The organism is Mycolicibacterium duvalii (assembly GCF_010726645.1).
GTDB classification, from domain to species: Bacteria; Actinomycetota; Actinomycetes; order Mycobacteriales; family Mycobacteriaceae; genus Mycobacterium; species Mycobacterium duvalii.
Genome location: NZ_AP022563.1, coordinates 4,537,892 through 4,559,687, shown reverse-complemented (window position 1 = coordinate 4,559,687; position 21,796 = coordinate 4,537,892). Strand labels below are relative to the sequence as shown.

Below are 21,796 nucleotides of genomic sequence, written 5' to 3'. Positions count from 1 at the left end.
CAGCCGCTTCTGCTGCAGGACAGGGTTTTTCAGGACACGTAGATCGACTTGGTCTGCTGATAGGCGGCCAGGCCCTCGGGACCGAGTTCGCGACCCAGACCGCTGGCCTTGACACCGCCGAACGGTGCGCTCAGATCCAGGTTGTAGGCATTGATCCCGATGCTGCCGGTCTGCACCCGGCGGGCGACGGCGATGCCGCGGTCCTGATCGGCGGTCCACACGCTGCCGCCCAGGCCGTAGTCGGAGTCGTTGGCGATCGCGACCGCGTCGTCAACGTCGGTGTAGGGGATCACGGCCAGCACGGGCCCGAAGATCTCTTCGCGGGCGATGGTGTGGGTGTTGTCCACATTGTCGAAGATGGTGGGTTCGACGAACCAGCCCCGCTCCAGGCCGGCGGGCTGCCCGCCGCCGGTGGTCACCCGCCCGCCGTCGGCAAGGCCGCGTTCGATGTAGTTTTGCACGCGCCGTTGCTGATCCGCCGTGGCCAACGGCCCGATCTGCGTGCTCGGATCGAGTGCGTCACCGACGTTGAGCGCGCGGGCGAAGTCGGTCAGGATGTCCACGGTTTCGCGATAGCGCTCCTTCGGCGCGAGGACCCTCGTACCCAGGTAACAGGTTTGGCCGTTGTTCATCAGGGTCGCGGTGAAGAACTTCGACAGCAGCGACGGCAGGTCGGCGTCATCGAGGATGATCGACGCGGACTTGCCGCCTAATTCCAGGGTGACCGGCCGGATGAGCCGCCCGCACGCCTCGCCGATGGCCCGGCCGGCGGCGGTCGAGCCGGTGAACGCGACCTTGTCCACGCCGGGGTGCTCGACGAGGTAGGCGCCGACCTCGCGCCCGCCGGGCACGATGTTGACCACCCCGGCGGGGATGTCGGATTCCTCGAGCGCCTCGGCGAGGACGTAGGCGTCCAGCACGGTCTCGGGGGACGGCTTGATCACCGCCGTGCAACCCGCGGCCAGCAGCGGCGCCAGCTTGAAGAAGGTCAGGCTCTGCGGGTAGTTCCACGGCACGATCGCCGCGACGACGCCGATCGGCTCGCGGCGCACCAGCGTGGTGCCGCCGCCGAACGACGGTCGCTCCTCCTCGGTCGGCTGGTCGGCCGCCAGCTGCGCGTAGTAGTTCAACAGCGTCGCAGGGACGACGCCCTCGGTCGCCGACGAGATCGCGATCGGCATGCCGTTCTGCGTGCTGACCGCCTCGGCCGTGGCGTTCGAGCGCGCTAGTAGCGCGTCGGCCAACGAGGAGATCGCCGCGATCCGCTCGCCCGCGCTGCGCGTGGACCAGTCCGACCGGTCGAAGGCCCGCCGGGCAGCGCCGACCGCTGCGTCGACGTCGGCGTGCCCGGCCTCCGGGACGGTCGTGACCGGCTCTCCGGTGCTGGCGTTCCTGATCTCGATGCGGTTCGCGGTTGCCGGCGTCGCCCACGCACCGTCGATCCAGAAGGCCTTGGGTTCGGTGAAGGTCATGTCTCTCCTGTGCGGGTCCGGGTGCTCGGTGACATTCTCGCTGCTCCGCGCGCGGCCGGGCCGGCGGCCCTCCTGGTTTGGCGCGACGAGGACCTCCACAGCCCGCGGTGCGGCTCAGCCCAGTTCAGCCAGCTTCGGCACCGCCGGCGCCATCCCGTCGATCCAGGCCGCCGGGGATCCGGTGGTCGGCATGACGATCGCCGTGTGCACGCCCAGTTGCGCGTAATCGGCCATGCCGCGCACGAATTCGTCGATCGTGTCGGGCCCCGGCATCGGGTCGTTGGCCAGGATCGTCACCCGGATGTCGTCGAAGTCGCGGCCGACGTCGTCGCAATGGCGGCGCAGCACATCGAGTTTGTGGGCGACGTCGCCGGGCGAGGAGCCGAACAGGTTGCACGCGTCGCCGTACTGCGCGACCAACCGCAGTGTCTTGCGCTCACCACCGCCGCCGATGAGCACCTTGGGCCGGTTGATCGGCTGCGGCGAACACAGCGTCTCGGCGAGCTGGTAGTGCTTGCCCTGGTAGGGGCCGTTGTTCTGCGGGTCCCACATCTGGGCACAGATCTGCAACGCCTCCTCGAGGCGCTCGAAACGTTCCGACAGCGCGGGATAAGGCACCCCCAGACCGTGGTGTTCGCGATCGAACCACGCGGCGCCGATGCCCAGCGCGGCCCGACCGCCCGACAACACGTCGACGGTGGTGACGATCTTGGCCAACAGGCCGGGGTGGCGGTAGGTCACACCGGTCACCAGCAGCCCCAGCTCGATCGTCGTGGTGTGCGCGGCGAGGTAGCCCAGGCTGGTGTAGCCCTCGAGCATGTTGGCCTCGGCGGGCAGGCCGGTGGGCTCGATCTGGAAGAAGTGGTCCATGAACGACAGCCAGGTGGCGCCGGAGGCTTCGGCGGCCTCGCCGACGCGCGCCAGTTCCGCGGCGATCGCGCTGGTGCCGCCGTCGATGTCGAAGACAGGTACGTGGTATCCGAGTTCCATGTCGGAGTCCAAGTCGACGGCTGCGAGGCTCATTCCGGGGTTCTGCGGACTTGGCGTGATGTCAGCGCAGGTGCCGAATGCTGCCAGCCCGCGCTATTCCTCCGACCGACCGACGGAAGGTGCCCCGGTTCGTCGCTGCACGAGCGCGTGGCGCAGACGTTCTTCGGCGTCGTGGCCCGGCTCGACCCCGGTAGGGATGCGCAGCAGGAAGAAGGCGCCCAGCAGCCACCAGGCACCGAACAGCAGCCACGGCTGCGGGTCGAGGAACGCCGGCATGCCCGGCAGGTAGAGGCTCAACAGCCCGACGCAGAGGACGACGGCGGCCACGCCGATCGCTATGCCGGCATTGCCGGAACCGCCGACCCGCAGCGGACGGTCCATCTGCGGCTCCCGCCGGCGCAGGATCACGAAGACGATGGACACGAGCAGGTAGGCGATCACGATGCTCGGCGAGCCGGAGTCGACGAGCCAGCCGAGCATCGCCTCACCGAGGAACGGCGCCAGGAACGACAGCGCGCCGATGAACAGCAGCGCGTTGACCGGAGTGCGGAACCTCGGGTGCAGCGTGGCGAACCACGCGGGCAACATGCCCGAGCGCGCCAGCGAGTACATCAGCCGGGAAGCGCCCAGCAGCAGCGAGTTCCACGAGGTGAGGATTCCGGCGATGCCGCCGGCGATGAGCACCTTGGCCATCAGGTCGCTGTTGAACAACGCGCCGAACGCGTCGGCGGTGGCGATGTCGGCCGCGGCCAGCTCACCGACGGGCATCGCCGACGATGTGGTCACGATGGTGACGACGTAGAAGATGGTCGCGAGGATCACCGCGATGACGACCAGCCGACCGATCTGACGGGCGGGCACGTTCACCTCCTCGGCGGACTGCGGGATCACGTCGAATCCGACGAACAGGAACGGCACCACCACCAGCACGGCGACGAAACCCGCTGCGCCGCCGGTGAAGAACGGCTCCATGTTGTCCGTCGAGCCGCCGGTGAAGGAGCCGACGACGAGCATCAGGGCGATGACCAGCAGTAGCACCACGACGAACGTCTGCGCGACGCTGGCGAACTTGACCCCGAGGATATTGATGGTGGTGATGACGACCGCGGCGATCGCGCCGACCAACGCCCAGGTCAGATAGACCTCGCTGCCCGCCACCTCCCACAACCGGATCTGGTTGAGGTCGGGAAACAGATAGAGCGCGGTTCTGGGGAGGGCGACGGCCTCGAACGCGACGATGGTCACGTAGCCGCCGATGATCCCCCATGACCCGACGAACGACCATCGCGGCCCCATGCCGCGGAGCAGGAAATGGTGCTCGCCTCCGGCTCTGGGCATCGCGGCCGTGAGCTCGGCGTACGTCAGGCCGACGACCGCCATGATGGCGCCGCCGACGATCATCGCCAGCGCGGCTCCGAAGGTCCCCGCGGAGTCGATCCAGCCCCCGGTCAGCACCACCCACCCGAAGCCGATCATCGCGCCGAAGCCCAGCGCCAGGACGTCCCAGTTGCCGAGCACCTTCAGCAGCGAGGCCTCTTCGGTCCGATCGACCTTGCTGTCGCCCATGCAGACCACACCTCTCCGGTGCTCACGCTGCTGCCGCCTCGGGGCCGCAGTCACCCCTATTGATGCCCACGGCCACCGGTCCGCCAAACCGCCGACACGCAGCGCGTCCCTCGATACGGTCTCGTGGTGGATGCGACATCAGCAGGCCTGACGCCGGCCGACAAGGCGGCACTGACGAGTGGAGCGTCCTTCTGGCGGACCGAAGCCGCCGTCGGACTGCCCGCCGTGACCCTCACCGACGGGCCCCACGGCGTCCGGATGCAGCCGGGCTCGGCCGACCATCTCGGGCTCGGCCAGAGCGCGCCGGCAACCTGCTTTCCGCCCGCCGCGGGTTTGGCGCAGAGTTGGGACCACCGGATGGTCGAGCGCGTCGGCGCCGCGCTCGGCGACGAGGCCCGCGCGCTCGGTGTCGGCGTTCTGCTCGGACCCGGCATCAACATCAAGCGGGATCCACGGTGCGGCCGCAACTTCGAGTACTACTCGGAGGACCCCCTCGTCAGCGGTGTGCTCGGTGCCGCGTGGGTCCGGGGAGTGCAGGGCCGCGGTGTCGGAGCGTCGGTCAAGCACTTCGCCGCGAACAACGCCGAACACGACCGGATGCGATCCGACTCGCGCGTCGAAGCACGGCCGCTCCACGAGATCTACCTTCAGGGATTCCGGCGGGTCATCGCCGAATCTCACCCCTGGACCGTGATGTGCTCCTACAACAAGATCAACGGGGTCTACGCATCGGAGAACCGTTGGCTGCTCACTGATCTGCTGCGTACCCGGTGGGGTTTCACCGGGGTCGTCGTCAGCGACTGGGGAGCGGTCAGCGACCGTGTCCGCGCACTGGCCGCCGGGCTCGACCTGGCCATGCCCGGCGGTGATTCCGGGCTCGATGCCGAGGTCGTCACCGCCGTCGAGGACGGCAGACTCGACCCGGCTGCCGTCGACGCGTCCGCGGCGCGTGTGCTGGGCTTACTCGCGCGCGCGGCCCGCGCGCCGCATCCCGCGCCGGTCGACCTCGACGCACATCATCGGCTGGCCCGCGAAGCGGCGGCCCGCTGCATCGTGCTGCTGAAGAATTCCGGCGATACCCTGCCGTTGCGCCGGGACGCCGCGCTGGCTGTGCTGGGTCCGTTTGCTGCACACCCCCGTTTCCAGGGCGGCGGGAGCTCACATGTCAACGCCTCGCGCGTCGACATCGCGCTCGACGAGATCCGCTCCCGCTCCTCCGGCGACGTCACCTACGGCGCCGGATACGGCTCGGCCGCCGACCAGGAGCGGCTGCTCGAGGAGGCTCGGGCGGCTGCGCGCGCGGCCGACGCCGTGGTGCTGTTCCTCGGGCTGTCCGACCGCGACGAGTCCGAGGGCTACGACCGCGAACACATCGACCTGCCGGCCGAGCAACTCGATCTGTTACGGGCTGTCACGGAGGCTCAGCCCTGCACGATCGTCGTGCTGGCGCACGGCGGTGTGGTGCGCTTGGCGGAGGTGGACCGGTTGGCGGCCGCCGTCCTCGACGGAGCGCTGCTGGGCCAGGGCGGCGGAGCAGCACTCGCCGACGTGCTGTTCGGCGTGGTCAACCCGTCGGGCCGACTGGCCGAGACCGTGCCGGTGCGCCTCGAGGACGCGCCGTCGTTCCTCAACTTTCCGGGCGAGCATTCCCGCGTCGTATACGGCGAAGGGCTCTTCGTCGGCTACCGGGGTTACGACGCCCGCGGTACCGCGGTCACGTACCCGTTCGGACATGGGTTGTCCTACACCACGTTCGAGTACGGCGACGCCGCCGTTGTCACCGACGGAGAGGATCTCGCCGTCACCGTCGCGGTGACCAACACCGGTCCCCGCGCGGGCCGCGAAGTCGTACAGGTGTACGTCGCCAAGGCCGACTCCGCGGTGCTGCGGGCACCGCAGGCACTCGTCGCGTTCGAGGTCGTCGACCTCCCGCGGGGCGCGACGGAACCGGTGACCCTGCGGGTCCCGCGCAGCGACTTGGCGTATTGGGATGACCGCGTCGGGGACTGGGTCGTCGAGGGCGGCGTCTACACCCTGCGCGTCGGCCGGTCGAGTCGGGACATCCGGAGCTGCACGTCGATCGAGGTACCCGGTGACGCCGTGCACCTCCCGCTCACCGCGAACTCGACCATCACGGAGGTCTTGGCCGACCCCGAGGCCGGACCCCGGCTGATGTCGATGTTCGCCGAGACCATGCCGGCGGGCGCTGATGTGGCCGGCTTGGGCATGGACGTGTTCGCGATGGTCGCGTCCATCCCACTCAACCGGTTGACGGCATTCGTCGGCCGCGACGCGTCGGCGGCGCTGGAACAGATCCTCGGGCGACCCGAATCGACCATTGATTGAGCGGTCGCTCAGCAGATACCGTGAGCCGACCGACTGTCGGGGGATCACACATCTGGCACCGAAGAGTCGTGATGGGACCTCAACGGGGAGGCGGGCCACGGTGGTTGATCGGAACACGCTGGCGACGGCGCGGATCGCGGGACTGACCCTGGCTGTCGCAGCGTGCGCGGTGATCGCGGGCAGCGCGGCCGCCCCGGCGGCGGCTGACGACACCACCGCAGGCCGCGACTCGCGGGCCTCCACGTCGGAGGCGTCCGGTTCGCGGTCATCGGAGGCGCGCGCCAGACGATCCCACGCCGGACCGGGACCGCGCGCGTCCACCAGCCGACGCGATGACCGCACGCTGGTCGACGCCACGACGTCGGTCGATGACACCGACGCCGCACCGGACCTCGACATGGTCGAGGATGTCGCCGGTGCCACTGCGGTGCAACCGGTCGACCTCGCGGTGCCGCCGATCGATGACGCGCCGGCGGCGGCGAACGACGAGGAGACCGCCCCGCCCCCGGCTCCCCACGTGTCGCCGGCGGCGTGGACGCTGCTGGGCTCGGCAGCCCGCCGGCACACCGAGGAGTCGGTGACGCCGGCGCGGCCGGACACCACGGGCGAACCGGTCGACACCGAACGCGATGCGCAGGCAGCTCCCGACACCGGCGCCGCGGCGGTGACCGACCCCCTGGAGGACGTGGAGTCGCTGTACACGGGACGGCCGTCGTTCGTGCACAACGTGGTCTCGTTCGGGTTGTACGTCCTCAAGGCCGTGTTGAAGCCGTTCGGCGGTCTGCTGACGTTCACCAGTTTGAAGGTTCCGTTCTTCACCGACGGGGTCCCGCCGTTCTTCCTCACCCCGGGACTGGACGTCGAACGCTCCGAGTTCGAGGGCATGAAAGTCTGGACGCTGACGCCCCGCGCCAATCCGACCGACAAAGCCGTCGTGGCGCTGCACGGCGGCGCCTACATGGCCACGGCGAGCATCTTCCACTGGTGGACCTACGCCGACATGGCCCGCGACACCGGGGCGACGGTCATCGTGCCGCTGCAGACCCTGGTCCCGGCCGGCGGCACGGCCGCCGGCGAGGTGCCGCGGACCGCCGATTTCCTCACGACCGTGATCGATGCCCGGGGTGCCGAGAACGTCAGTGTCTTCGGCGATTCCGCCGGCGGCGGCCTGGCGCTGGCCGCGGTTCAGGAGCTGGTGCGCCGCAACACCCGCATCCCGGCACGGCTGGTGCTGCTGGCGCCGTGGCTCGACGTGTCGATGAGCGACCCCCGCAGCGCCGAGATTCGCGATCCGCTGCTCGACCGCCCCAACCTGGTCCGGTCCGGCGCGAGATGGGCCGGGGCAGCCGGGGCGGATGATCCGCTGGCGAGTCCGCTGTTCGGGTCGCTGGACGGACTGCCGCCCACCTACGTCTACAGCTCGTCGCTGGACATGCTCACCGTCGACACGCTGCGGCTACGGGATCGTGTTCTCGCCGAACAGATTCCCGACGTGACCTTCCGGCTGCGCAAGGGCCTGATCCATGACTGGTTCACGTTCCCGTTCCTGCCGGACGCGCACGAAGACCGCCCCAGCGTCTACGCCGATCTGTTGGGGCTCCGCCGACGGTGATGACAAACTCCGCGCGTCACTCGATCGTTTCTATCCGGCACCGAGGACCGGATGCCCGCGTGAGTCGGCTGTCCATTGTCAAAAGCGTGGCGTTCATCGCCTCTGCCAGCACGACGTAGAAGGCATCCCAGCCACGGACGGTGTCGCGCAGTTGCCACACACGGTCGAGCATCCATCGATGGGCGATCCGCTCCCCCGGCCAGTCGCGCAGATCAGCGACGGCCTGATCAGCCGCAGTTTGATCGAGCGCGCCGCGCAGGTAGTGAGCACGAATGACACCCAGCACTTCGACGTCGATCACCTCCGGAGCGACCTGATCAGGGTCGGCGGCCAGCCTCCGGGCAACCGCCCGCGAACGTCGCGTATCAGCCACCACCTCGAACAGACAGGAAGCGTCAACGACCAGCATCGGGCCACTCGCCGCGCCAACTGTCGAGCGTCTGCAGGATCTCCTCGGTGGTCACCTGCGACGGGCGACGGCCCGTGCGTCGCAACCACTCCGAGATCGACGGCCGAGCCGCCAACCGGGAGGCTTCGCGCCGCAGCAGTTCGGGCACGCTGACGCCTTCTTCGGCCGCCCGCCGAACCAACGCTGCGTAGACAGCGTCGTCGATGTCGCGAATCTGCACGGTTTTAGGCACGACTGCATGTTAACATGCACAAACGCATGTTTGCTGGTAGATGGTGGTTTCTGCGGTGCTGGCGACCGCTCAGTCACGGTCCGACCACCGGAACACCGCCAGGCAGCCGATCAGCCCGCCGATGCTCCACGCGGTCAGGACGAGGAAGATCCGCCAGTGTTCCCAACTGCCGGCGGGTTCGATGGCGACCATCTCAGGGGGCAGCAGAACCGACCGGAAGCCCTGCGCCATCCATTTGACCGGGAACAGCGACCCCACGATCAGCATCCACGTGGGCAGCGCCATCAACGGCACGTACGTTCCCGACAGGAACTGCAGGCCGACGGCGGGGCCGTTGGTGATGACTGCGGCTGACACCGCGTTGCTGGCGAGGTTGCTGATGAAGATGCCCAGCAACGAACAGCTGACGATGCCCAGTACGAACACCCAGGTGAGGGTGAACCAGCCGTAGAAGTCGCCGGGTAATCGCAGCCCGAAGATGACGATGCCGACCACCAGCAGGATCACGGCCTCGGCTAAGCTGACGACGGCGACCAGCACGATCTTGCCGATGAAGTACGACGTCGCGGTGGTCGGTGTCCCGCGCAGCCGACGCAGCGCCCCGGTGTCGCGGTCAGCGGCGATGCTGATGCCCAAGTTGATGAACGATGTCGACAGGATGCCGTAGGCGAGCATGCTCGCCGCGATGACCGCGCCGGTGCTGACGTCACTCCCCGGGACCTTCTCCGAAAAGATCGAACCCAGCAGCAGACAGATCACGGCGGGCATCGAGAATGTCAGCACGACCTGTTCGGGGCGGCGGTAGAACATCTTGAGTTCCGGCACGATCCGGGAAGACCCGATCTGCAGCGCGGAGGGCACCGGCGCGCCGCGGTGCCTCGCCGGCGCCGTGTCGGTGTCGCTCACGGCCCGCACTCCCTGCCGATCAGCCGCAGGTAGGCGTCCTCGAGGGTCGGGCGGGTGACGGTCAGCTGGGCGAGTTCGTGCCCATCCCTGCTGCGCTGCCGGATCAGCTCCGTGGGAAAGTCGGTGTGTTCGACGTGCACCCGATCGCCGTCGATCCACCGGACCGTCGCGCCCGCGTCGACGTGTTCGGTCAGCCGCGCGGGTGAGTCGACCGCGACGACCCGGCCGTCGGCGATGACCGCCACGCGGTCGGCCAGCGCGGCGGCCTCCTCGAGGTAGTGCGTGGTGAGCAGGATGGTGGTGCCGTCGGCGGCCAGAAGCCGGATCAGGTCCCAGAACTGGCGTCGGGCCGCCGGGTCGAATCCGGTCGTGGGCTCGTCGAGGAACACGAGGTCGGGCACACCGATGATGCCCAGCGCGACGTCGAGCCGGCGGCGCTGTCCGCCGGACAACGTGCGCACCCGAGATGCCGCCACGGTCTCCAGCCCGACGAGGTCGAGCACGTCGTCGACACGACGTGCATTGCCGTAGCACCGGGTGAACATGCGCACGGTCTCCGCGACGGTCAACGTGCCCGCGTCGCTCACCTCCTGCAACACGATGCCGATCCGGGCACGCCAGTTCCGGCCGGCTGTGCCGGGGTCTTCACCCAGCACGCGGACGTCACCGGCATCACGCACCCGGTTGCCTTCGAGGATCTCGATGGTGGTGGACTTGCCGGCCCCGTTCGGGCCCAGAATCGCGAAGATCTCGCCGTAACCGACGTCAAGGTCGAGATCCCGCACCGCGGCGACCGGCCCGTAGGATTTCGACAACCCCCGAACCTGTACTGCCGGGCGCGGATTCGTCGATGTCACCGTGTCACGCCGGCGTTCCGCCCGGCTCCGGCTCGCCGCTCTGCGTTTCCAGTTCGGCCAGCAGCTCCCGCAGCTGCGCGTCGGAGAGCTGACCGAGAAGCTGGTCCACGTCGGCTGCAGCAGCGGCATCCGCCGAATCATCGGTCGCGTCGGGGGCAGCCGGAGCCGGTTCGTCGGGTCCCGCGGTCCCGGCTTCGTGGATCGAGTGCAGTTCGGTGAGGACACGCTCGGCCAGCGAGTTCACGCTGACCCCGCGCAGTATTTCGAGCACCGGCAGGTCGATCGAGAACATCGTGTTGATTCTGACCCGGAAATCCATCGCCATCATGGAATCCAGGCCGATGTCGTCGAGCATGTCGTCGGGCTCGATGTCGGTGACCGCGCAGTCGAACACCCCGGCCACGATGCGACGCACATGCTCGGCGATCACGGTGAACCTGTCCGCCTCCGGAGTGGCTGCCAGCACGTCGAGAATCGAGGCATCCGAACCGTCGTCGCCTGTGGCGCTGTCACCTGCGTCGAGCTCGGAGAAGATCGACGGCAGCCGGCCACCCAGACCGGCGTGCCGAGCCCGCTGCCAATCGGCGGTGATGGCGACGACGCCGGCTGTCTGCTGGTGGATGAGTCGGTCGAGGATGCGTGCGCCGACGGCGGGGGTGATCAACTCGATGCCGCGGTGGGCGTACATCTTCTCGAGATTGAGCTCCTCGACCATCCCCACCGACCACGGACCCCATCCGATGGTCAGGGCGGGCCGGCCCTGCGCCCGGAGGTGATGGGCAAACGCATCGAGGAAGGCGTTGGCGGCCGCGTAATTGCCCTGTCCGGGCGCGGCGATGGTCGACCCCGCCGACCCGAACATGACGAAGAACTCCAGGTTGTGATCGGAGAAGGTGTCGTGCAGAGCCCGCGCACCGGTGATCTTGGGCGCGAGCACGGCGTTGAAATCGTCCTCACTCATGTTCACCAACAACTGGTCCCGGACGGTACCCGCGGCGTGGATGATGCCCCGGATCGGCCGACCGCCGGCCCGGTAGTGCTCGTCTCGCCAGGACCGCACCGCATCGGCGTCGGCGACGTCGACGGCGGCGGTGGTGACGTGCGCGCCGAGTCGCTCGGCCGCCCGGATCGCGGTGACCGTGGCGGCGTGCCGGTCACCGGCGGTCACCGCCGGCCACTGGTCGCGCAGCGGCAGCACGCTGCGGCCCAGCAGCACGATGTTCCGCGCTCCGCGCTCGGCGAGGTAGGTCAGCACGACGCGGCCGAGTGCGCCGGCGCCGCCGGTCACCACGTAGCTGGCGTCGGCGGCGAGTTTCGTCGGAAATGGTTTGGTCAGGGTGGCGCAGGGCCGCAGGCGTGGGACGTAGACCGTGTCACCGCGGACCGCGATCTGGTCCTCGCCGTCGGTGTCGTGCAGGTGGTCGGCGAGACAGCCTGCGGTCGCGGCATATTCGGCGTCGGCATCGATGTCGACCAGTCCGCCCCAGTACTCTGCGAGTTCCTGGTGGCCGAGGACGCGGCCGAGTCCCCAGAGGGTGGCCTGCTCGGGGTTGGTCAGCGGGGTTTCGGGCACCGGTTGCGCGTTGGCGGTGACCAGGTAGATGCGCGGTGTGGCGGAATCGTGTGCCGCGAGCGCCTTGACCAAACGCAGCACCGTGAGTGCGCCGAGGTCGTGACCCGCGCCGTCGGTCAGGTCCAGCGGCCAGCAGTTGACGATGCCGGCGAGCTCGCCGTCGCGGTGGAGGTGCGCGGCCAGCAGCTCGCCGACCTGACCCGGGCTGCGCGGGTCGATGCGGTACCCCCCTTCGTCGGCGATGAGGGCAGCGACCGGTTCGGGGCGGACGGTGTGGACGCGGTCACCGCGGCCGCGCAGCTCGTCGACCAACGCGGAACCGATACCGGTGTCGTCCAGAAGCACCAGCCAGGAACGCGTGTCGGTGGCGGCGGGGCTTGGCGTGGCGTCCTTCTCGCGCCACTGAACCTCGTAGAGGCCCTTGTCGATGCGCTCGGCCGACATCCGTGTCGACGCGCTCAGCGACTGGACGGCGAACCCGTCGATGACCGCGAGGGGGACGCCGCGACCGTCGGTGATGGTGATGTCACACTCGACTTCTTCTCGAGTGGCCGAGAGCACGCGCGCGTGCACCTTCATGTGTTGCTGGGGCGGTGCGTGGACGGCGCAGTGCCGTACCCGGGTCGGCAGGAACGGATCGTCGGTCTCCTCTTGGCCGAGAAACGGTGCGCCGAAGAGGGTTTGGAAGGCGCCGTCGATGAGGGCCGGGTGGAATCGGTACCCCCCCAGTTCGTCGGCGATGGAGTGGGGAACCGTCAGGTCCGCGACGGCCCAGTCCTCGCCGGCCGTCACGCGTTGCACGGAGCGGAACGCGTCACCGTAGTCGAAACCGATGGCTTCGGTGCGGAGGTAGAAGTCGTCACCGTCGATGGCGGTGATCGGCTCGGCGCCGCCCGGCGCGGCATTCGCGTCGTCGTGGCGGCGCGGCGCGGCGGGTAGCGGATTGAGTTCCGCGGTCGCGGTGACGTACCACTTCAGCTCGCCGTCCGCGGTGGCCGTGAGGGCGGAGAACTCCAGTGTTCCGTCGTCCTGGTTCAACGTGGTCCGCAGGATCGGGTCGCTGGTGTCGTCGAGGAGTACAGCGCGCCGCAGGGTCAGGTTGTCGACACAGTGGGTGGATCCGTAGATCTCCTCGGCAGCGGCGATGGCCATCTCCAGATAGACCGAACCCGGCACGACCACGCTGCCCTGCACCCGGTGCCCGCCGAGGAACGGATTGAGCGCCGTGCTCAATTCGGCCTCCCAGGTGGGGTGCACCGCGCTCACCGGTTGGCCGAGCAACGGGTGCACGGGCCTGTAGAACAGGGCCTCGGTGGCTTCCTGGGTCTCGTTCCAGAACCGCTTGCTCTGCCAGGGATAGGTGGGGAGCTTGACCGGGCGCGCCCCGGTGCCGGGCTGGAGGGTCTCCCACCCGATGTCGTATCCCTGACAGTGCAGCGCGCCGACACAGTTGAGCAGCATGCGGTTGTCGTCGTGGTCGCGGCGTTGCGCTGCCACTACGGAGACCCGTTGCGACCCTGCGGTTTCCAGGATGGACGCGGCCAGTACCGGGTGTGGCCCCAACTCGACGAAGTGCGTGTACCCGTCATCGATCATGCGGCGCAGTGCCGGTTCGAACAATACGGTGGCGCGGGTGTTCTGCCACCAGTACGCGGCGCCGGCGGCGTAGCCGTCCAGCTGCTCACCGGTGACCGTGGAGTACAGCGCGCATGCCGCGGGCTGTGACGTCAGCCCGGCGAGGGCGCCCACCAACTCGTCCTTGATGGCGTCCATGTAGTGCGTGTGGTAGGGGACCGCGCCCGAGAGGTAGCGGTGGAAGACGCCGCCGGTGGCCAGCTGTCGGGCGATGTCGTCGAGCACGTCACCGTCGCCGGCCAGTGTCACCGCTGAGGGGCTGTTGACGGCGGCCACCGAGACCCGCTTGCCGAACTCTGCGCGGGTGTCCTCGCCCAGCATCTGCATCAGGGTTTCGGTGTCGCTGCCGACGGCGAGCATCCGCCCCTGGCCGCTGGTGCGCTGCTGCAACCGGCTGCGGTGGTAGATGATCTCGATCGCCTGCTCGAAGGTCAGCAGCCCCGCCAGATAGTGCGCCGCGACTTCGCCTGCGCTGTGCCCGATCACGGCGTCGGGCCTGATGCCGAAGTGCGCGAGCTGCTCGGCGAGGGCGACCTGGATGGCGAAGTTGGCGGGTTGCGCGATCTCGGTGTCGCCCATCCGGGAGTCGGCTTCGTCGCGTCGGAGTTCGGCGAGCAATGACCAGTCGGTGTAGCGGGACAGTTCGCGGTCACTGCGCGCGACGCTGTCGGCGAAGACCGGGAACGTCGCGAGCAGTTCCCGGCACATCCGCCACCACTGTGGGCCCATGCCGGTGCAGACGAAGGCGAGTTTCCCCGGGGTCGAGCCCACCCGGCCTGCGGCGAGCTGGCCGCCGTCGACGAAGGCCTGCAGTTGTTCTCGCGCCTCGGCGATGCTGTCGGCGAGTACGGTGTGCCGGTGGTTGAGGTGGGCTCGGCGCCGGCCGAGCGTGTAGCCGAGATCGGCCAGCGCGAGGTCCGGGTGGGCGGCGAGGTGATCGGCCAACCGCGCGGCCGTCGCGACGAGCGCCTCCTCGCTGCGCGCCGAGATCGGCAGCAGAGCCACCGGCAACCGTGGGGTCCCGGTCGCGGCGGACCGGCTCGGTGTGGGCGGTTCGGCCAGCACGACATGGGCGTTGGTACCGCCGAAGCCGAACGAGTTGACGCCCGCGATGCGCCGCCGGCGTCCGGGGAACGGCCTGCCCGACGCGGGGATGTCGAGGTTCAGTTCGTCGAGGGACACGTGCCGGGTCGGGGTGCGCAGATGCAGGTTGGCCGGGATGAAGCCGCGGTCGAGCACCAGCGCCGCCTTGATCAGGCCCGCGACCCCGGCGCCCGCCTCGAGGTGGCCGATGTTGGTCTTGACCGAGCCGATCAGCAGCGGATCGTTGTCCGGCCGGTCGGAACCCAAAGCGCGGGCCAGCGCCCGTAATTCGATCGGATCGCCGACGGGGGTCCCGGTGCCGTGTGCCTCGACGTAGCCGACGTCGGCGGCATGCACTCCGGCGCGGTGCAGCGCGGTACGGATGGCTGCTTCCTGCGCCTCCTCGCGGGGCACCGTGATGCCGTCGGTGTGGCCGTCCTGCGACACGGCGGTGCCGAGGATCTGCGCGTAGACGACGTCGCCGTCCTCGAGCGCACGGCTCAGTGGTTTGATGACGACAATCGCTCCGCCCTCACCGCGCGCGTAGCCGTCGGCGGCGTCGTCGAAGGCCTTGGACCGGCCTTCGGGGCTGAGGAAGCCGCTGCGTGATTCGGCGATGGCGGTATTCGGCCCGAGCATCAGGTTCACGCCGCCGGCCAGCGCCAGCTCGCTCTCGCCGTTCCAGATGCTCTGGGCGGCAAGGTGAACGGCCACCAGTGAGCTCGAGCATGCGGTGTCGACGGTCATGCTGGGCCCGCGGAAGTCGAACGCGTGCGAGATGCGGTTGGCCAGCATCGTCATCATCATCCCGGTGGCCGAGTGGGATTTGAACCGGTAGCGGCTGGTGCGGCCCTGGTTCTGCAGCAGTTGGTAGTCCAGTGTGAATCCACCGACGAACACACCGACGTCGGTGCCCGCGATCCTGTCCGCGGGCATCCCCGCGTCTTCCAGCGCCTCCCAGGTCGTCTGCAGCAGCAGGCGCTGCTGCGGGTCCAGCGAATGCGCCTCGCGGGGAGAGATCCCGAAGAACTGCGGATCGAACTGGTCGACCTCGTCGAGGAATCCGCCGCGGCGCGTGACGATCTTGCCGATCTTGCCCGGGTTGGGATCGTGGTAGCGCCCGGCGTGCCACCGGGTCTCGGGAACCACGCGCGTCGCGTCGGTTTCGTCGCACAACAGCTCCCAGAAGCGCTCGGCCGAGTCCCCGCCGCCGGGGAATCGGCAGCCGATCCCGACGATGGCCAGCGGCTCACGGGTGCTGTCGTCTGTGCGCATGGTCATTCCTTCTGGCTTCGTACTTCCGGCCACTTGTCAGTGCTTCGTTACGGATACCCAGGCAAGTGGCAGTCGCCGGGCCGCGCAGGCATTCCGACGGCGCAGGTCACCGGGTCTGGAGTGCCGGCGCGGCCGTGACGATCCAGCTGCTGCTGAGCGGGTTCGCCGGCTGGTCCTGCCGGTAGACCGAGCGCAGTTCCCGCAGCAGCGGGTCCCGCTGCCAGGCCTGCACCTGCTGCATAACGCCGTCATCGTCGAACATGGCGGCCTTGTCGGCCAGGACGGTCTCGACGAGTTGTCCTGCCAGTTGCTTGAGCAGGCGGGCATTGGTGTGGAACTGCCCGGTGAAGTCGGCGGTGGGCGCCATCATCGCCCGGTGCAGGGGCTCCATGAAGTTCAGCGGCACATAGAGGTCGAAGAAGCAGGGCACCGGCGCGGCGCCGGCGTCGACGGCAGCCCATTCTCTGAAGAAGCGCTGTACCCGGTTGCTCAACGCGATGAGCCCGTCCAGGTGGGGAACGAACTCGTGGTCGTCGGCGACGCGCGCGAACCGGTCGTTCATGTAGAGCAATCCGATGAAGCCCCAGTAGAACGCGATGTCCCACACCACTTTGGCCGCCATCACGGTCGGCCTCCCCATCAACCGGTATTGATCCTGGTAGATCGCCAGCCACATGTCGGTCAGGGAGCGGAACAGGGTGTCGCTGATCTGGGCGCGCGCGAGGATGTCCTCCCCGTCGAGGTCGCGGATGACCATGTCGGTGATCAGACCGTTGCCGATCGCGACCAGGTCGAGCCCCGACGAGTACAGCGGGTCCAGGAACACCCCGGCGTCCCCGGTCAGGCACCAGCGCGCTCGGCCGTCGAAGATCTGTGTCACTCCGTGGCTGTACTTCTTCATCACGCGGAAGTCTTTGATGAGGTGCTCGGCCTCGGCCAGCACGTCCGCGCACTGCGGCTCGTGCGCGCGCAACCACGCTCTGGCCTTGTCCAGGGTGTTGAAGTCGTCGAAGGAGTGGAACGCGGGGTCGGCGACGATGCCGACACTCGTGGCGCCGGACCCGAGCCGGATCAGCCAGACCCAGTAGCCCTCACCCATCAGGTGGTTGGTCGACAGCGCCCGGTCACCCTCGACCAGCCGGCCTTGCCACGTCGCGTCGGCACTCCACGTCCCGATGTCGATCTCGGTGGCGACGCGTAACCATACGGCGTTGCAGTGGTGCGCGTTGGTCCGCTTCAGCTCCAGTTGCCGCGGCAGCATCCGGTTGCGGCCGGACGCGTCGACCACCCAGGTGGCGGTCGTCTCAGCGGTCGCCTCACCGTGTTGGTACGCGATTCTGTGCGGATTCCGGTCGGCACCGAATTCGACCGAACGCACACGGCCCTGCCTGATGGTCACACCGTGGGAAATGCACCGGCGATGCAGTTCATTCTCCAGACGGCCGCGGTCGATTTGGTACGTCACCTGCGGGACAAAAGCAGAACTTCCGACTTCCATGCGTTGCGAAATGTCGGTGTTTCCATTGTGTGAGAGGAACATCCGCAGGCCCATCTTACGAATGTGTGACGTGTTGAGGTGCTCGCCTAATCCGAGCCGGTCACGCAGATAGTGCGCCGACACCTCGACGGTGGATTCGCCCACGGTGTGGGTGATCTCGGGGACGGGATGCGCGTGCGGCTCGATGAGCAGGATCCGTGCCGCGGGCCGCTGGCCTCGGATCTCCAGCGCGAGCGTCAGCGCGGCCACGCCGCCACCGACGATGACGACGTCGTTCTCAGCTGCGGGAGACTCGCTTCCCGAGAGCTGGCTTCTGATCTTGCGCGCCAACGCTTCGCGTGTCCCGGCGTCCATTTGCGAGAGTTGAGCTCGCACGTCCACGCGTTTCCCCTTTTCCAGACCGGCTGACGATATGCCTGCGCCTTGGCAACGTTACAGCGGCGCCAATGCTGCCAACGCCGAAACCGGGCGTCGCGCGGGTGCGCTGAAACCTTTCACCCCCGGTCGGCCGTAGCCCGCTGCCGGCCGTAGACCCATTCGAATATCGGCGACGCCATCAAGGTGGTGACAATGGCGACCAGCACCAAAATGGTGAACAGCGTGGGCGTGATAATTCCGGCCTCCAGCCCGATATTCAGAAGAATCAATTCGATCAATCCGCGGGCATTCATCAACGATCCCAACGCCACGGATTCCCGCGCCGGCACTCTGCTCAGCCGTGCGGCAACGGCACACGCCACACCCTTGCCGGCGGTGGCGACGACGAGCAGGCCCAGCGTGAGGGCCCACAGCGCCGGGGTGTTGACCAGACCGATCTCGGTGTTGAGGCCCGAGTACACGAAGAACAGCGGCAGCAGCAGCGTGGTGGTCAGCGGCTCGAGGGTCGCGGTGAGCCGCTCTCCGAGGAACCCGGGCGGTACGGCCACGCCGAGGATGAAGGCGCCGAAGATCGCATAGATCCCGATCGCGTCGGTGAACCACGCGCAGGCCGTCAACGCGATCAGCACGGTGCTCAGCGTCGGTGCCGACAGGGTCTGGCGGCGCTCCGCGGTGCGGGCGAGGGCACCCAGGCCGCGCCGACCCAGCGTCAGCACCAGCACGGTGTAGACGAGTCCGCCGACGATGGCCGTGACCGCCAGCCCGGGGCTGCCCTGGTGGACCGCGAGCACGACCGCCAGGATGCACCAGGACACCGCGTCCGACACCGCCCCGCAGGCCAGCGCCAGGGTGCCCAAAGTGGTTCCGGCCAAGCCCTTTTCGAAGATGATCCGCGCGAGCATGGGGAAGGCGGTGATCGCGACGGCCGCGCCCAGGAACATCATCGCCATGCCGAGGCTGACATCGGGTCCGAAGAACCCGTCGGCGTGCAGCAGTGGGACGGCGACGACCGCGCCGAGCGCGAGCGGTGCCAGGGTGCCGGCGGCGGACACCGCGACCGCGGTTCCGCCGCGCTGCTTGACGTGGTCGACGTTGAAGTTGAGCCCGATGACGAACATGTAGAGCACCAGGCCGACCTGGGCCGTGGTGTAAAGGATGCTGTTCTGCACGCCTGGAGGAAACAGGGTGTCCTGGAGCTCCGGCGCGACGCGCCCGAGCAGTGACGGGCCGAGCACGACCCCGGCGATCATCTCGCCGATGACCTGTGGTTGGCCCAGACGCTGGGCGATCAGCCCCGCCAGCCGGCATGCCGCCAGGATGACGGCGAGCTGAAGGAAGAAGTGAATGGCAACCTCGGCGGGCACAGATCAACTCTCGGCTTCGGGCTGCGGCACGCTCGTAATCTAGCTGGCCACGTCCCGGCGTCGGCCGGCGGAAGCGGGGACGGATGTGTGACTTCCCGGGGGTAGATTCGTCGTCATGCGAGGATCGGCGCCGCGGGTACGTGCCGCGGCGGGGACGTTGGTGGCGCTGCTGGCATTGAGCGGGTGTGCGTCCGACGGACCCGCCCCGGCCGCGACGTCGCAGGCGGCCGAAGCGAGTTCGGTGCGACTCGTCAGTCCCGACGAGTTCGCCGCGGCGGTCGCCGAGCCGGGCAGTGTGACGGTCAACGTGCACGTTCCGTTCGAAGGCGATATCCCCGGCACGGACCTGTCGATCCCGTTCGACCAGATCGCCGCACAGGCCGGTCGGCTGCCCGCCGATCGGGACACCCCGTTGGCCATCTACTGCCGGTCCGGGCCGATGAGCGCGACCGCGGCGACGGCGCTGCGCGAGCTCGGGTACACCGACATCGTGGATCTGCGCGGCGGCATGCGCGCCTGGCAGGCCGACGGCCGCGAGCTGACCGGTATTTGACGCCCCACGGCGCGGCTCCGCTGTTAACAGCTGTCACGTTGTTAACATCCCGCGGTGCGGGAGACACCGTGGACCATCAGCGGCCGCTGCTCGCGCCCCATTTCCCGGCGTGATGCGCTGCGCTATGCGGCCGCCCTGTCGGCGATGGCCGGGGTCGGTGCCGCAGCCGCCGGCGCACCGACCGCCTCGGCCGCCGCCCCGACTCTGATCGACTTCGCGATGAAGCAGATCCCGGCGCAGGACATCAAGGCCGCAGGACACGCCGGGGTAATCAACTACGTCTCGACGTCGCGCCCCGGGTCGAACTTCGGCGCCAAGCCCATCACGCTGCCGTACGCCCAGTCACTGGCCGCCGCCGGTCTGGTCATCGTCAGCAACTACCAGTACGGAAAGCCCGGCGGCACCGCCCCGTCGGACTTCACCCGGGGTCTTGCCGGCGGCGTCGCCGACGCGCGCACCGCGTGGCGCCTGCACACCGCTGCCGGCGGTGCCCGCAACGCACCGATCTATTTCAGCGTCGACGACGACATCGACCGCCACGCCTGGAACACCCTGGCGCTGCCGTGGTTTCGCGGCATCAACTCGGTACTCGGCGCGCAGCGCACCGGCGTCTACGGCGGCATCAGGACCTGCCAGTGGGCTGCGGCCGACGGGGTCATCGGGCGTTCCCGCACGCCCGGCAAGGTATGGGCGTGGCAGACCCGGTCCTGGTCGCAGGGGCAGATCTACCCCGCGGCGGTGCTCTACCAGCGCATCATCGACACCGCGTCGAATCCGGGACCGGTGGTCGGCGGTATCCGCGTCGACGTCAACGATGTCCTGGCCCAGGATTGCGGCCAGTGGAATCTGCACCCGTGAGGGTCAGCCCCGCGGCAGGGTGGTGATGTGGACGTGGTCGAAGTGACCGTAACCCGTCGACTGCGGACCGGCCGGCGTGTAGTAGGTGCCACGCCAGATCACGTCCTGTAGCCCGAACCGACCCGCGTTGGCCATCGCGAACGCGAGAATCTCGTTGCCCAGTGCGATGCCCGCGGGGCTGCTGTGGTTGGGGATCATGATGTCGATCGCGAGTCCGCTCGGATGCCACGGCTTGGAGTCCGGCCGGACCCCGTCGATGCTGGCGATCTGCGGGAACCGCGCGCTGATGGCGCGGGCGGCGAGAACGGTGTTCGGCTGCAGGCCGGCCTCCCGCGCGACGCCGACGGGCAGGACCTCCGGCAGGTCTGCCGGTGCGGCCGCCGGCGGCGGGGCGGGCATCGCGGCCGGCGGCGGGGCGGCCGGGCCGGGTGCGGCCGGCACCGGCGGCAGCGTCGCGGCGGCGTTGTCGACGACGGCCTGCTGATTCGGAGTCAACGCGGCGTACTGCGCCTCCGCGGCGAGGATCTGGCGCTGCAGGTCACCCCACTTGGCCTGCAGTTCGGCGCGCACTGCGGACGCCTGCTCGGCGGCGGCGCGGGCCGCGACGGCCGACGCCTCCGACGCACGGGCCGCCTCGGCGGCGTGTTCACGTCCGGCCCGGAACGCGGCCATCTGCTCGGCCATGTACTCGGCCATCGTCCGCTGCAGCGACAGCTGATCGATCAGCTGTTGCGGGGACGCTGCGGTCAGTACCGCCGCGACCTGGCCGGTGCGTCCACTCATGTAGTGCGTCGCCGCCACCCGGTTGACCGCGGCTTGGTAGGGCTCGAGTTGGGCGTTCGCGGCCGCGAGCGCGTCCAGGTCGGCGCTGTGGCGGTCTTCGGCCGCGGACTGCTCGGCCAGCTTGGCCTCTGCGTCGCGCTGTGCCGCGGTGACGGCCTCGCGACTCTGCACCGCCGCCTGGGACAACTCGTCGAGCCGGGCCAACGCGTCGGCCGCCGGGTCCGCCCGCACGTCGGCGATCGACAGGGCCAGCACCAGCGAGGCAGCCGCCGCTCCGCACGCAGTTCGCCGCAGTGTGTGGCGCAGGGCGGTCATTCGGATGGTCACGATCCTTCTCTGCAGAGACCGACACTCGGCCCGGCGATGTTGCCTCGGACAGGCTACGAAGTGGCCCCGTCGATGTCCA

15 protein-coding genes are annotated in these 21,796 nt (G+C 69.0%); 4 read left to right on the top strand and 11 right to left on the bottom strand.

All coding sequences use genetic code 11. The features are described 5' to 3' along the window. Positions 1 to 29: 29 nt before the first annotated feature. From G6N31_RS21480 to G6N31_RS21470, 3 genes are all read right to left on the bottom strand, one after another. Positions 30 to 1,472: an aldehyde dehydrogenase gene (locus G6N31_RS21480; protein WP_098003715.1), complete on the bottom strand. Its 1,443-nt coding sequence runs from the start codon at positions 1,470 to 1,472 to the stop codon at positions 30 to 32. A gap of 114 nt (positions 1,473 to 1,586) precedes the next feature. Continuing rightward, on the bottom strand, positions 1,587 to 2,462 hold the full coding sequence (locus G6N31_RS21475; protein ID WP_098003754.1) for an LLM class F420-dependent oxidoreductase: 876 nt from the start codon (positions 2,460 to 2,462) through the stop codon (positions 1,587 to 1,589). Between the two features lie 93 nt (positions 2,463 to 2,555). After that, positions 2,556 to 4,028 carry an APC family permease gene (locus G6N31_RS21470; protein ID WP_098003716.1) on the bottom strand — a complete coding sequence of 491 codons (1,473 nt, stop codon included), beginning with the start codon at positions 4,026 to 4,028 and terminating at the stop codon, positions 2,556 to 2,558. Between the two features lie 123 nt (positions 4,029 to 4,151). Here G6N31_RS21470 and G6N31_RS21465 point away from each other — a divergent pair, with 123 nt between their 5' ends. Next, on the top strand, positions 4,152 to 6,374 hold the full coding sequence (locus G6N31_RS21465) for a glycoside hydrolase family 3 C-terminal domain-containing protein (RefSeq protein WP_098003717.1): 2,223 nt from the start codon (positions 4,152 to 4,154) through the stop codon (positions 6,372 to 6,374). 100 nt (positions 6,375 to 6,474) lie between these two features. Further along, entirely contained in the window at positions 6,475 to 7,986 is a 1,512-nt protein-coding gene (locus G6N31_RS21460; protein WP_098003718.1) for an alpha/beta hydrolase, read from the top strand. A gap of 16 nt (positions 7,987 to 8,002) precedes the next feature. Here G6N31_RS21460 and G6N31_RS21455 read toward each other — a convergent pair whose 3' ends face one another. The 7 genes from G6N31_RS21455 to G6N31_RS21425 all read right to left on the bottom strand — a co-directional run bounded on the left by G6N31_RS21455 (position 8,003) and on the right by G6N31_RS21425 (position 19,196). Next, entirely contained in the window at positions 8,003 to 8,395 is a 393-nt protein-coding gene (locus G6N31_RS21455) for a type II toxin-antitoxin system VapC family toxin (protein ID WP_098003719.1), read from the bottom strand. After that, positions 8,382 to 8,627 carry a FitA-like ribbon-helix-helix domain-containing protein gene (locus G6N31_RS21450; RefSeq protein ID WP_133117688.1) on the bottom strand — a complete coding sequence of 82 codons (246 nt, stop codon included), beginning with the start codon at positions 8,625 to 8,627 and terminating at the stop codon, positions 8,382 to 8,384. The genes G6N31_RS21455 and G6N31_RS21450 overlap by 14 nt, the downstream gene beginning before the upstream one ends. A 69-nt stretch (positions 8,628 to 8,696) precedes the next feature. Continuing rightward, positions 8,697 to 9,542 (bottom strand): ABC transporter permease, encoded by an 846-nt coding sequence (locus G6N31_RS21445; RefSeq protein ID WP_420090698.1) that lies wholly within the window; start codon positions 9,540 to 9,542, stop codon positions 8,697 to 8,699. Next, the gene (locus tag G6N31_RS21440) at positions 9,530 to 10,348 is read right to left on the bottom strand and encodes an ABC transporter ATP-binding protein (RefSeq protein ID WP_234815305.1); all 819 of its coding nucleotides are present in this window, start codon (positions 10,346 to 10,348) and stop codon (positions 9,530 to 9,532) included. The genes G6N31_RS21445 and G6N31_RS21440 overlap by 13 nt, the downstream gene beginning before the upstream one ends. A 46-nt stretch (positions 10,349 to 10,394) precedes the next feature. Beyond that, positions 10,395 to 15,956 (bottom strand): type I polyketide synthase, encoded by a 5,562-nt coding sequence (locus G6N31_RS21435; protein WP_098003756.1) that lies wholly within the window; start codon positions 15,954 to 15,956, stop codon positions 10,395 to 10,397. Positions 15,957 to 16,062: 106 nt separating this feature from the next. Continuing rightward, positions 16,063 to 17,808 (bottom strand): NAD(P)/FAD-dependent oxidoreductase, encoded by a 1,746-nt coding sequence (locus G6N31_RS21430; protein ID WP_098003722.1) that lies wholly within the window; start codon positions 17,806 to 17,808, stop codon positions 16,063 to 16,065. A 140-nt stretch (positions 17,809 to 17,948) separates the two neighbouring features. Then, positions 17,949 to 19,196, bottom strand: coding sequence for a cation:proton antiporter domain-containing protein (locus tag G6N31_RS21425; RefSeq protein WP_098003723.1), 1,248 nt, complete (start codon positions 19,194 to 19,196; stop codon positions 17,949 to 17,951). Positions 19,197 to 19,311: 115 nt separating this feature from the next. Here G6N31_RS21425 and G6N31_RS21420 point away from each other — a divergent pair, with 115 nt between their 5' ends. Beyond that, positions 19,312 to 19,749 (top strand): rhodanese-like domain-containing protein, encoded by a 438-nt coding sequence (locus tag G6N31_RS21420; RefSeq protein WP_098003724.1) that lies wholly within the window; start codon positions 19,312 to 19,314, stop codon positions 19,747 to 19,749. Between the two features lie 144 nt (positions 19,750 to 19,893). Continuing rightward, positions 19,894 to 20,607 carry a DUF1906 domain-containing protein gene (locus G6N31_RS21415; RefSeq protein WP_098003757.1) on the top strand — a complete coding sequence of 238 codons (714 nt, stop codon included), beginning with the start codon at positions 19,894 to 19,896 and terminating at the stop codon, positions 20,605 to 20,607. Between the two features lie 3 nt (positions 20,608 to 20,610). Here the strand turns inward: G6N31_RS21415 and G6N31_RS21410 are convergent, their stop codons facing one another. Beyond that, positions 20,611 to 21,705: a coiled-coil domain-containing protein gene (locus G6N31_RS21410; protein WP_098003725.1), complete on the bottom strand. Its 1,095-nt coding sequence runs from the start codon at positions 21,703 to 21,705 to the stop codon at positions 20,611 to 20,613. Positions 21,706 to 21,796: the final 91 nt, after the last annotated feature.

What these genes read in the sequence shown, in the direction of transcription:
- G6N31_RS21480 (WP_098003715.1), bottom strand. Translation starts at nt 1,472, where the DNA reads ATGACCTTCACCGAACCCAAGGCCTTCTGGATCGACGGTGCGTGGGCG.
- G6N31_RS21475 (WP_098003754.1), bottom strand. Translation starts at nt 2,462, where the DNA reads ATGGAACTCGGATACCACGTACCTGTCTTCGACATCGACGGCGGCACC.
- G6N31_RS21470 (WP_098003716.1), bottom strand. Translation starts at nt 4,028, where the DNA reads ATGGGCGACAGCAAGGTCGATCGGACCGAAGAGGCCTCGCTGCTGAAG.
- G6N31_RS21455 (WP_098003719.1), bottom strand. Translation starts at nt 8,395, where the DNA reads ATGCTGGTCGTTGACGCTTCCTGTCTGTTCGAGGTGGTGGCTGATACG.
- G6N31_RS21435 (WP_098003756.1), bottom strand. Translation starts at nt 15,956, where the DNA reads ATGCGCACAGACGACAGCACCCGTGAGCCGCTGGCCATCGTCGGGATC.
- G6N31_RS21430 (WP_098003722.1), bottom strand. Translation starts at nt 17,808, where the DNA reads ATGGACGCCGGGACACGCGAAGCGTTGGCGCGCAAGATCAGAAGCCAG.
- G6N31_RS21420 (WP_098003724.1), top strand. Translation starts at nt 19,312, where the DNA reads ATGCGAGGATCGGCGCCGCGGGTACGTGCCGCGGCGGGGACGTTGGTG.
- G6N31_RS21415 (WP_098003757.1), top strand. Translation starts at nt 19,894, where the DNA reads ATGGCCGGGGTCGGTGCCGCAGCCGCCGGCGCACCGACCGCCTCGGCC.
- G6N31_RS21410 (WP_098003725.1), bottom strand. Translation starts at nt 21,705, where the DNA reads ATGACCGCCCTGCGCCACACACTGCGGCGAACTGCGTGCGGAGCGGCG.